The organism is Buttiauxella cochleicola (genome assembly GCF_021283185.1).
Taxonomy (GTDB): Bacteria; Pseudomonadota; Gammaproteobacteria; order Enterobacterales; family Enterobacteriaceae; genus Buttiauxella; species Buttiauxella massiliensis.
This window is the reverse complement of the sequence record NZ_JAJSOS010000006.1, coordinates 1-10,688: the sequence shown is the minus strand read 5'-3', so window position 1 is coordinate 10,688 and position 10,688 is coordinate 1. Positions and strand designations below refer to the sequence as shown.

Below are 10,688 nucleotides of genomic sequence, written 5' to 3'. Positions count from 1 at the left end.
TTAAGACCCGCTATGCAAACGCTCAACCGCGTCTACGACATCCTGTACGGTACGAACCGTTTTAAAATCTTCCGGTTTGATTTTTTTACCGGTGCGTTTTTGCAGATGCACAACCATATCTACCGCATCGATACTATCGAGATCCAAATCTTCGTAGAGACGAGATTGCGGGGTGATTTGCTCAGGAGAGAGTTCAAATAACTTAACCAGTAACCCGGTGACTTCCTGATAAATATCTTCTTTATTCATAGCGTACTCGTGGTTTCAATCAGGCGCTGTGCGCAGGGTTTTGACTATTAATAAATGCGGCCAGATTCGCGACCGAGTAAAAATGTTCACGCATCGTTTCGTTTTCTGCGGATAACACCACACCATAACGTTTTTTAACCGCCAGACCCAATTCCAGAGCATCGATGGAATCAAGGCCAAGGCCGTCGTTACCAAATAACGCAGCCTCACTTTCAATCTCATCGACACTTATCTCTTCGAGATTCAGGGTGTCGATAATGAGTTGTTTAATATCGGTCTCTAGAGATTGCATATCACCATCCGAGTCTTAGAGTCTATCTGAGTAGACTTTTAAAAAGGGTCAGGAACCAATTCCTGACTTAAAAATTGGCTAAGGCGGCGCGCCGCAATCGTCGGGGCATCGTCTTGGTTTGCCATAAAGCTTTGGCTGTCGATCCGCTGTTTAACACTCACGGTAATCATCGGCTTGCGCTGAGGTATCTGGTACCAGCGGCTGCGTTTGTCCAGATAACGCTGGTCACAATGAATATGCACCAGACGCAATTCACATCTACAACGCACAGCAATATTCGCAGCACCTCGCTGAATAACCAGCGGTTCACCCGGACGGGTACGCGTCCCTTCCGGGAAAATCAGTATCGCCTCCCCTGCCGCTACGCGTTTCTGGCTTTCAGGAAGTAATGTTTCGCCCTGACTATTAACCAGATAGTCAGCGGCTTTAATCACGCCGCGAAAACAGGGATTGTTCACAAGGCTTGCTTTCACCAGGCAACCAATATGCGGCGCCTGAGAAGCAATAAACACGTAATCGAGCAGCGTCGGGTGGTTTGCGACTATCAAACATCCATGATCGTTTGCTAATTGCGCACAATTTTCGAAGCGATAATCAAACACGCCAAGCAGGCGTCCGATGCGTAAAAATAGCCGGAAACTGGCGGAGATGCTACGGCGAGCAATCTCACGGCGTTTGCCATTATCGCGAACAAACAGTAACAGCAAGTTAAACCATACCAGTGACAACGCCAGGCCACCGCTACCAAACAGAATGAACAACCAACCGGTCATCAGCACGCGCCAGCACCACTCTAAGCGCCCCCACATTAATGACGACTCCAACGCCAGCACAGGCGTTCACCAATAAGGGTAAAGGTCTGCTCGTCACTGAGCCAGCCGTGCAAAAATGCCAGCCCCTGCGGTAAACCTTGCGCACCAGGGGTTTGGCTCGGTGTTGTATCACACTGGATCTGCGAGCCAGCTTCCAGCAACAAGGCCACCGCAAATGGCATGCTGACCGTCTCATCTGGAAGATGAGAGTGATAAAACTCAGGAATCAGCCCATCGAAATCCACCAGCATCACGCGTTGATACCCGGAGTGATGCAGCGATGCCACTTCAATTAATGCCTGCGCAAAGCTGTCAAAACCCGCAGAAACAGAGGACGAAACCAATGCTTGTTGGGCGGCAATCGTGGTATTGCCTACCGCTGAATTGTGTACTGACATCGCAAAATCAGTTGGTGAGAGACTTTCTTCGCACGCTAATGCGGTTAAAATCCGAAAGTTTCGCTCCAGCTCACCATGGCGGCTGGAAAAAACCAACGCATCAACATTTTGTCGGGACAAAATAGCAAGGGCACAATCAACAGCAAGCCTGCTACCTGATGCCAGACGGCGCGCAGTCATCATAGGTAGATGGCGACTTTTGGCAATCGGGGATGAAATATCAATAATCGCTGCGGTTTTCCCCCATGCCTGCCAGTCATCATGTTCAGATAAACCTGGTGCACTGGCCTGCCAGTCGACAATGTTAAACGCTAACTTCATGCTCTGTACCATCAATCATCTGCGACGTCCCGTCAGATATATATCTTCGAATTTATGCCGACTATAAAATAAGTCTTAATTTTACGGGATTTTTCTTAAGCCGCTTATATTTTGCGCGTGTTGAATTCATCAACGGCGGGGAATAGTAACAAAAATGACTGGGAAATAAATATTCATACATCAATTCCAACGGCCTGCTAATCACAGGCCGCGGATTCTAACGGTATGTGACTTCCAGCACTGCCAGTTGGTGTTGCGCGTCAATGTAGCGCATTTTGGTAGAAAACGGAGCATCGCCACCAGCCGTATAATTATTCAGCTTATTGAGTGCAATGGTCTGAACAACTGGCTTTCCGTTTTGGGTACAGGAAAATTTAACTGACTGTGCCTGAGGTGATTGCGATAAACGACAACCATCTTCTACTACTGCCCCCTGAAAATGAATCACACCACCACTGGCATGAGCATTAAGTAAAGGGAAAGCAAGAACAAAAATAGGCAAAAGCAATGAACGTCTCAAGCTTACTGTTTTCACGCTACGGACTCCTCAACTGAAGTGGTATGAGGGTTATCGGCACAAAACGGTGAACGCTACAGTTAAAACCTGGTATATAGAAGAAATAAAATCTACATAATCGCAACATTTATTAAACATTGCCCGGCGGAGCCCACTCTTTTTCCAGATGAATATCTTTTCCATCCGACACGGTTACCGTAATGGTCACATTATCTCCAGGAGAGATATTCATGCTCATCCGCGTTAACCTGGCAGGTTCATTCGCTTTTATAAAAATATTCCCGCTTTGGGTGCTGTTGCTTTGCCCTCCTGAGCCGGAACGTAGCGCGGTGAATTTGTAGGAACACTGGCAGTCCTGAGTAAGCGTAGCGACAGGTACGATGGTGTACATATCTCCCTGCTGCTGGGTATCGAAAGCAAGCTGATTACTTAGCGCGACTAATAAAAGTAATGTGTGCATAGTTTCCCCCAATAAAAAGAACAGGGCATAAAGGCCCTGTTCTTTTTTGTCTGGATTAGCAGTTAGTGCTGATAGACATTGGCCTGGTTACCCCAGCCAGACTGAGTTACAGCTGCCGAAGCGCCAGTTGTAGCTTGTGTCACATTGGCACCGTTAAAGTTGCCGTATTGTTGGACATTCAATTCGGCACGAGTACTTGCCTGAACAAGATTAGCCTGGTTATTATTACCGCTTTGCAGTAGATCAAGGCTGCTGGATTTTGAACTTTGGTTAACGTTAGCGCCGTTAAAATTACCAAGTTGAGTCACAGTCAGACCTTGATTGGTGTCGCCATAATTGCCATGACCACCACTACTACCATGTCCGCCCTGATAGATTTGACCAGCCAGTGCACTTCCCGAAACCACCAATGCTGCTGCGATTGCTGCTACTTTAATAAAGTTCATGGTGAAACTCCCATCGGATTGATAATTTAAGCCCAAATAGCTAGTGTATTATCTTTGGACAACACGGACTGCCATTTGTGACCTTACTTGCACTACAACTGCGGTATAACCAGTACCCGTTTGGATAATATTTGCTTTATTACCAGAACCTATCTGTTTAATTAAAGCAGTATTACCCGAAGTTGTTTGCTCAATATTCGCATCGTTAGCACTGCCAACTTGTGAAATATAAGCAAGATTATAACTCCCTGATTGTTCAACATTAGCTCTGTTAGAAGAACCTGTCTGAGAGACCAGTGCTAATTGCTTGCTTCCATTCTGGTCAACGTTGACATTATTATAATTGCCAGCCTGACCAATAATTGCTGCCTGATTTAGCGATGACCTACTTAATTCGTTCATCGCAAAGTTATATTCTGATCTGGCAAGATCGGGATTATTTGCAAGAACATAACCAGGCGTTCCCAACAATGCTAACATCACAAGTAACGATCTGTTCTTCATGTTGTCACCCTGGGTCTAAATACTTCTACTAATAACACTTGCCGTAAACGTTGAGAAGAAATGTTATCTCTGCGTTACGAAAATGAGTATGTCCGTCGAAACATTTAAAATATCTCACCCGCATGTTGTATTTTTATATTTCCACTCATTACAAAGTATTAGTGGAGTAAAAAAAACCAAATACAACAAAGGGTTCAAAAACGATTATTTTAATTCGCGTATGTTTTTTAAATTCATCACATTTATCAAGCATGGATTTGCCGTCTGGTTGAATTTAAAGACTGCTATTTGGCAATTTTTAGTGTGTCCATGTCACGGTGATGAGTTTTCTTAAGACAGCTAACAACTGCGAATGTAATGCCAACAATTTACATGTGTTAAGTTGAAAAACGCATAAGGATAAAAATAAATAATCAATACAAATCAATGATATATACTTATTTGTATGATTTTTAAAACTATGCAACTTATAATTTATGTACAACTTTAGTGCTAAAACTAAATAGAAAAAATCTCCACCTGCAACATTTTAATATCTACAGTTACATCCTGTAACAGCTTTAACACTTGCTTTAAGATTAGTAACCGCTAGATTGAAATCAGCAGTAACATTTTGTTTAACACATTAAGTCAGGTCGTAACTTAACGATATTTGACAGTGTTATATTAATTTCAAACACAGCAGTGCAGCACCTATCAGTACTTCTGGTGAATTAACTTTCTGTTAATTCAGCTGATTGATGCGCAAACTCGGACGGAGTTTCATCATGTTTAATGAAGCCCATACAATAAATAGTCAGGCGTTAAGTGCTCAAAGTTTATTGTTGATCACAAAACCCTCGCTACAAGCTACTGCGTTATTACAGCATTTAAAATCCTCACTCTCTATAAATGGGAAACTTCATAATATTCAACGCTCTCTTGAAGAGGTCGCTGGAAATGTTGTGGTGCTTTTCGATATGGTCGAGGCCGATAAAAAGCTGATTAACTATTGGCAAGATAACTTAAGTCGTAAACATAACAGCATTAAGTTGTTGTTATTAAACACTCCTGAAGAGTATCAATTCCGTGACATAGAAAATTGGCCACATATTAATGGTGTGTTTTATATGTCAGAGGAAGAACCGCGTGTGGTAGAAGGTATCCGTGGTGTAATGGATGGAGAATGCTACTTCTCGCAAAAGTTAGCCAGCTATCTTATTAATCACTCAGGGAATTATCGTTTCAATAATGTTGAGTCCTCCCTTCTGACTCACCGTGAAAAGGAAATACTTAATAAATTGCGTATTGGCGCCTCGAATATCGAAATCGCTCAGTCGCTATTTATAAGTGAAAATACGGTAAAAACGCATCTCTATAACCTTTTCAAAAAGATATCCGTAAAAAATCGCACTCAGGCGGTTTCCTGGGCAAACGATAATCTCAGGCGATAAGGCGATGAAATTACAAGCTGCTTTACTGCTGGCGTCAGTATTAGTCTGCGCCTCCGGGGGCGCTCGCGCCGTAGAAGTGGAAGTTCCCGGATTGTTGACGGATCACACCGTTTCATCTGTAGGGCATGAGTTTTATCGTGCCTTTAGTGACAAGTGGGAAAGCAGTTTTACCGGAAACTTAACCATAAATGAGCGGCCCAGTGCCCGTTGGGGAAGCTGGATAACCATTACTGTTGATCAGGATGTCATCTATCAGGCTTTTTTATTCCCCTCAAAACGTGATTTTGACCGAAATGTCACTATTGCATTAATCCAGACTGATGAAGCAATTAAACGCCGGCAAATTGATAAAACATTATTGAGTACCGGTGATTTAACCAGCGACGAATTTTAGGAGGCTGTCATGCGTATCACTCATGCAGTTTTATCTTTACTGCTGATATCCCCTTTATCCTGGGGAGGAAATATGACTTTTCAGTTTATAAACCCTAATTTTGGTGGTAACCCAAATAATGGGTCCTTTTTACTTAATGAGGCACAGGCTCAGAATTCCTATAAAGACCCTAGCTCAAGTGATTTTGGTTATACCGCGCCTTCTGCATTGGATAGTTTTACTTCCGCAATTCAGTCGCAGCTGCTCGGTGGGTTATTGACCAATATAAATACCGGTAAACCAGGCCGGATGGTCACAAACGACTTTATCGTAGACATTGCTAACGTTGATGGTCAGTTACGACTTAGCGTCACTGACCGTAAAACTGGCCAGATTTCCATAATTGATGTCTCAGGATTACAAAACAACGCTACTAATTTTTAGTGGGCATTAAACGACAAAAAAAGTATTTAAGGATAAACATTATGCAGCGCTTACTTCTCATCGTAGCAGTGTGTTTATTAAGTGGTTGTTTAACCGCACCACCTAAAGAAGCTGCGAAACCAACACTTTTGCCTCGGGCACAAAGTTACCGTGACTTAACCCACTTACCACCGACAAAAGGTAAGCTATTTGTCTCAGTTTATAATATTCAGGATGAAACAGGGCAATTTAAACCCTATCCTGCAAGTAACTTCTCAACCGCGGTACCACAGAGCGCAACCTCTATGTTGGTTACTGCTTTAAAAGATTCACGCTGGTTTGTTCCATTGGAACGTCAGGGCCTGCAAAACCTGTTAAACGAACGTAAGATCATTCGTGCAGCTCAGGAAAATGGCACCGTTGCAGAGAACAACCGTAGACCACTAGATTCTCTAATAGCGGCAAACGTGATGGTTGAAGGTTCAATTATCGGTTATGAAAGCAACGTGAAATCGGGCGGTGTTGGCGCACGCTACTTTGGTATCGGTGGCGAGACACAATATCAGCTTGATCAAATAGCAGTGAATTTACGAGTAGTAAATGTTAGTACCGGTGAAGTATTGTCATCGGTCAATACCAGCAAAACAATTTTGTCTTATGAAGTGCAGGCCGGGGTATTCCGTTTCGTTGATTATCAACGATTACTGGAAGGTGAAATCGGCTACACCACCAATGAACCTGTAATGATGTGTCTGATGTCAGCAATAGAAACAGGGGTTATTTATCTGGTTAATGATGGTATTAATCGCGGCTTGTGGGATCTACAAAATCCGAAAGATATTAACAATCCGATACTGGCTAAATACAGAGAGATGTCCGTACCTCCTGAATCTTGATAATCAACAGATAGTAAAAAACCAGCCTCGGCTGGTTTTTTTATTTATTCGGCTATCACTTGAGATTCAGACTTCGTTTTCCGTGCTGCAAGCCACAGTCCGCTATTTTTCATTGCAAAACCAAACACCAGACCAAGTAATAAAGAAGGCACGACAATCCGCCATTCACCCTGGTTTGCAAAGGTCGCGCAAGCACCAATAAATGTACCCGGCACAAACGAGAGCAACATATGCTTAGCCTGAATACACATCAGAAATGCCACAACGCCGGTAACCATGTAGCCCAAAATCTCCAGGTGAGGCGCGATCGCGCTACCGTGAATGATGACCTGAGCCCATAATACGCCGCTACATAATGTGCATGCAGAAATGAAAAGACCTTTGATACCGCCTTGCGGACACGCAAAATATGCGGTGCAACCAAGGAAGCCTGCCCAACTGATTAAACCAAGACTCACCGCAACCCAACCCCAGAGGCCAGAGAGAATACCGGTGGTCAATGCAAGAGAGATAAGTATGTTCATAGCGGCACATCATAGCAGAGCCTTATAGTTCAACCACGATCTGCCGCACATTTTTTGTAAACCAAAAATCAAAGTTGCACTTTATATGTGATTTAAATCACATTACTCATCGTCGGATTCTTCAAGTTCATCGCGCATTGCCTGAATGGCTTCACGGCTAATTAACGCCAGTGTGCGGTAAAACGGCGTTGTAGAATGTGCTTCGACTTTGCCAAGGAAAGTGCCAGCCCACGGCATCAGATAGTCGTCAAACAAGCGAACTTGCGCTTCAAACTCATCTTCCTGTGACTGATCTTCAAGCCAGGAAGCTGCCAGCAACAAAGTCCCAAAATGATCGGCTGGTGTTTCGGCAAGCGGCATGCCGCGCTGTTTTAGAAACTCGCGCACATCGCCCTCATTACTGCCTGCTTCCCATACTGAGCGATAAGGCGGCACGCTACACTCTTCACCAACAAACAGCGCATTGTAATCAGCAGCCAGCTGTTGAGGATCGCAGCTCTGTTGCAGACGAGTCAGTAACTCATCTTGTTCCAGCGGCCAGTGCTCTGCCAGTTTGCCTTCGCGGATCATCGTCAACAACGGAACCAGAAGCGGATCCTGAGGCTGGCGATAATAAAGTGATCCTAAAATGCGGCAAATAATTGAAAACTCATTCATGCTAACGATCCATTTAGTAGAGATTTAAAAACAGAAATTAAAGTGTGACGAACTCTTCGATCGGCGCCATACCGCGAGCTTCGAGGAAGCCAAGCATACGGGCGACTGAAACATTCAGAATACGATCTTCAGGGAACTCAACTTCGTCGAGAATTTTGCGGCACTCATCAAAATCCCCGAGAGTAAAGGCGGTGTGGGAATCTGAACCCAACGATAACCAGCCACCGGCATCACGTACTGCGGCAGCAATCGCACGGCAGTTCGGGCCGCTGCCCTTACGTGAATGAGTAAATGAGGAGTTATTGAGCTCCAGCGCGACATTATATTTTGCTGCCGCCTGCGCTATAGCAGGAATATCGACCGGGAATTTGGGGTTTCCTGGATGGCTGATAATGTGGACATTGCCACTCGCCATTGCAGCAATCATCGCTTCGGTGTGAGTAGCACTATCCTGAGGCGGGAAAACAGGCTCATGGAAACCAGCGATAATCAGATCCAGTGAGTCCAACATCGGCCCGGTGCAGTCAATTTCACCAGCGATATTTTTTATATTAGATTCGATACCACGCAAAATACCGACACCATCAACCAATCTCGGCCAGATGCGCATATTCACAAAGTGCCAGTAATGAGGCGCGTCAGCCATGTCCGGGCCGTGATCGGTGATAGCAAACAACTTGATACCTTTGCTTTTAGCAATCGCAATGTAGTCATGAAGGGTGCTATAGGCGTGGGTGCTGGCGACGGTGTGCATATGCAGGTCAACGGGATACATGGCTCTCTCCTTATATGTCTTTCTCGCAAGGATAGCAGTTATCACCGTGGTTTTTTAGCCCGGCGCAAGCCGGGCTGTGCATTAATAACCGTGATGCAAAGAAACCTGGCCACTCGGCGACTCACCGTTTTCAATCTGGCGGATCGTTTTGGCAATATATTCCATTGCCTCCTGAGGACGGGTGACGGCTGCCAGATGTGGGGTTATGGCAATACGCGGGTGTTTCCATAGCGGGCTTTCCACAGGAAGCGGCTCTTTGGCGAAGACATCGAGCATGGCCCCTTTCACTTTTCCACTCTCAAGAGCGGCGAGCAAATCACTTTCAACCAGATGCACCCCACGCGCCAGGTTCATAATGTAAGCCTCATCCGCTAGTTGATTGAGCAACTGGCTGTTAATAATACCCACAGTTTGGGGAGTATTCGGCAGCAGGTTAATCAACACACGAGTGCCTTTAAGGAAGTCACCCAGTTGTTCAGTACCCGCAAAGCTGGTTACGCCCGGATACTCTTTTTTGCTGCGGCTCCAGCAACGCACCGGGAACCCCCAGGCCGCCAGGCTTTCTGCAACTTTCCCGCCCAGTACACCCGCGCCAAGCAGCCCGATAGTGAAGTCTTCACGGCGATAATCATCCAGCGGCTGCCATTTTGCCTGCTGCTTTAATGCCTGATAATCATCGAACCTACGGAACCAGTGCAATACCTGACTCACCGCGTATTCCTGCATCTGCAGCGCCATACCGGTATCTTCCAGGCGAAATAGCGGAACACCTGCTGGCAGCATATCCGGATGAGCCTGAAGCTTACTCAGAATAGAGTCCACTCCCGCTCCCAATGCAAATACCCCTTTCAGCGTCTCGCGCCCACTGAGCATCTCCACCGGGGGATGCCACACCAGGGCGTAATCCGCAGGCTGGTTATCACCAGGATGCCATTGGCGAACCGTGGCACCAGGAAGTTGCTGCTGCATACCTTCCAGCCACAGTTGCGTATTAAATGTTGGGTGATGAAAAATAATGTCCATGCTTTCTCCATTTATTCTTAGGCTTACGCGCAGCCCTAAACAATACATGAGATGAATGTAATAAAAAATCAGCGTGTAATGCTGTTTTAAGAAGCAAGTTGCTTGAAGTTTGGCTGAACGCACCAGATTTACTCAAAAGTGAATTGACGCAGGCCGTTCTTTTCCCTACATTAGCGCCCGTTCCAGATGTCAGGGAACAACAAAACGGTGAGGTGTCCGAGTGGCTGAAGGAGCACGCCTGGAAAGTGTGTATACGGCAACGTATCGAGGGTTCGAACCCCTCTCTCACCGCCATATTTAAAGAAGAGCTCGCATGTAAATGCGGGCTTTTTTTTCGCCCGAAACCCGTGGAGAGATGGGTGAGAACCCTCGACCCGAGGTTCGACAAATGCTTTAGCATTTGGACGTCAGGGACGCTCGCGGCCATGACGCCCGTAGGGCAAGCGCAGCGCAGTCAGCCCCTCTCTCACCGCCATATTTAAAGAAGAGCTCGCATGTAAATGCGGGCTTTTTTTTCGCCCGAAACCCGTGGAGAGATGGGTGAGAACCCTCGACCCGAGGTTCGACAAATGCTTTAGCATTTGG

Annotated in this window: 16 protein-coding genes and 1 tRNA gene; 5 read left to right on the top strand and 12 right to left on the bottom strand. The window is 45.6% G+C overall.

Annotation, left to right across the window (positions count from 1 at the left end; all coding sequences use genetic code 11):
• From LVQ76_RS10395 to csgB, 8 genes are all read right to left on the bottom strand, one after another.
• The gene (locus LVQ76_RS10395; protein WP_064517788.1) at positions 1-249 is read right to left on the bottom strand and encodes an acyl carrier protein; all 249 of its coding nucleotides are present in this window, start codon (positions 247-249) and stop codon (positions 1-3) included.
• 19 nt (positions 250-268) lie between these two features.
• Positions 269-541, bottom strand: coding sequence for a phosphopantetheine-binding protein (locus LVQ76_RS10390; protein ID WP_064517787.1), 273 nt, complete (start codon positions 539-541; stop codon positions 269-271).
• 38 nt (positions 542-579) lie between these two features.
• Positions 580-1,350 (bottom strand): lysophospholipid acyltransferase family protein, encoded by a 771-nt coding sequence (locus LVQ76_RS10385; protein WP_232921582.1) that lies wholly within the window; start codon positions 1,348-1,350, stop codon positions 580-582.
• Positions 1,350-2,072, bottom strand: coding sequence for a beta-ketoacyl synthase chain length factor (locus LVQ76_RS10380; protein ID WP_232903890.1), 723 nt, complete (start codon positions 2,070-2,072; stop codon positions 1,350-1,352). Before LVQ76_RS10380 ends, LVQ76_RS10385 begins: the two co-directional genes overlap by 1 nt.
• Positions 2,073-2,289: 217 nt before the next feature.
• On the bottom strand, positions 2,290-2,607 hold the full coding sequence (locus LVQ76_RS10375) for a YmdA family protein (RefSeq protein WP_232903891.1): 318 nt from the start codon (positions 2,605-2,607) through the stop codon (positions 2,290-2,292).
• A 112-nt stretch (positions 2,608-2,719) separates the two neighbouring features.
• Complete coding sequence (gene csgC / locus LVQ76_RS10370) at positions 2,720-3,049, bottom strand: curli assembly chaperone CsgC (RefSeq protein WP_154149409.1); 330 nt, start codon at positions 3,047-3,049, stop codon at positions 2,720-2,722.
• Between the two features lie 62 nt (positions 3,050-3,111).
• On the bottom strand, positions 3,112-3,495 hold the full coding sequence (locus tag LVQ76_RS10365; protein ID WP_232865573.1) for a curlin: 384 nt from the start codon (positions 3,493-3,495) through the stop codon (positions 3,112-3,114).
• 48 nt (positions 3,496-3,543) lie between these two features.
• Positions 3,544-3,999, bottom strand: coding sequence for a curli minor subunit CsgB (gene csgB / locus LVQ76_RS10360; protein WP_232865574.1), 456 nt, complete (start codon positions 3,997-3,999; stop codon positions 3,544-3,546).
• Between the two features lie 767 nt (positions 4,000-4,766).
• Here csgB and csgD point away from each other — a divergent pair.
• From csgD to csgG, 4 genes are read left to right on the top strand one after another with little or no spacing between them, the layout of a single operon-like run.
• Positions 4,767-5,432 (top strand): biofilm master transcriptional regulator CsgD, encoded by a 666-nt coding sequence (gene csgD, locus LVQ76_RS10355; RefSeq protein ID WP_232865575.1) that lies wholly within the window; start codon positions 4,767-4,769, stop codon positions 5,430-5,432.
• A gap of 4 nt (positions 5,433-5,436) precedes the next feature.
• A complete protein-coding gene (csgE, locus tag LVQ76_RS10350; RefSeq protein WP_154149417.1) occupies positions 5,437-5,826 on the top strand; it encodes a curli production assembly/transport protein CsgE in 390 nt (129 codons plus the stop codon).
• Positions 5,827-5,835: 9 nt separating this feature from the next.
• Entirely contained in the window at positions 5,836-6,249 is a 414-nt protein-coding gene (gene csgF / locus LVQ76_RS10345; RefSeq protein WP_154149419.1) for a curli production assembly/transport protein CsgF, read from the top strand.
• 41 nt (positions 6,250-6,290) lie between these two features.
• Positions 6,291-7,124 carry a curli production assembly/transport protein CsgG gene (gene csgG, locus LVQ76_RS10340; protein WP_154149421.1) on the top strand — a complete coding sequence of 278 codons (834 nt, stop codon included), beginning with the start codon at positions 6,291-6,293 and terminating at the stop codon, positions 7,122-7,124.
• Positions 7,125-7,168: 44 nt separating this feature from the next.
• On the opposite strand, the gene LVQ76_RS10335 is transcribed toward csgG, so the two are convergent.
• The 4 genes from LVQ76_RS10335 to ghrA form a co-directional block, all read right to left on the bottom strand.
• Positions 7,169-7,648 (bottom strand): DUF1097 domain-containing protein, encoded by a 480-nt coding sequence (locus LVQ76_RS10335; protein WP_232865576.1) that lies wholly within the window; start codon positions 7,646-7,648, stop codon positions 7,169-7,171.
• 102 nt (positions 7,649-7,750) lie between these two features.
• A complete protein-coding gene (locus LVQ76_RS10330; RefSeq protein WP_064517763.1) occupies positions 7,751-8,305 on the bottom strand; it encodes a TorD/DmsD family molecular chaperone in 555 nt (184 codons plus the stop codon).
• 37 nt (positions 8,306-8,342) lie between these two features.
• Positions 8,343-9,080 carry a phosphatase gene (locus tag LVQ76_RS10325; protein ID WP_232921581.1) on the bottom strand — a complete coding sequence of 246 codons (738 nt, stop codon included), beginning with the start codon at positions 9,078-9,080 and terminating at the stop codon, positions 8,343-8,345.
• 81 nt (positions 9,081-9,161) lie between these two features.
• Positions 9,162-10,103, bottom strand: a complete 942-nt coding sequence (ghrA, locus tag LVQ76_RS10320) for a glyoxylate/hydroxypyruvate reductase GhrA (protein ID WP_232921580.1) — start codon at positions 10,101-10,103, stop codon at positions 9,162-9,164.
• Positions 10,104-10,309: 206 nt separating this feature from the next.
• Between ghrA and LVQ76_RS10315 the strand changes: the two genes are divergently transcribed.
• Positions 10,310-10,397, top strand: a tRNA-Ser gene (locus tag LVQ76_RS10315).
• Positions 10,398-10,688 lie beyond the last annotated feature (291 nt).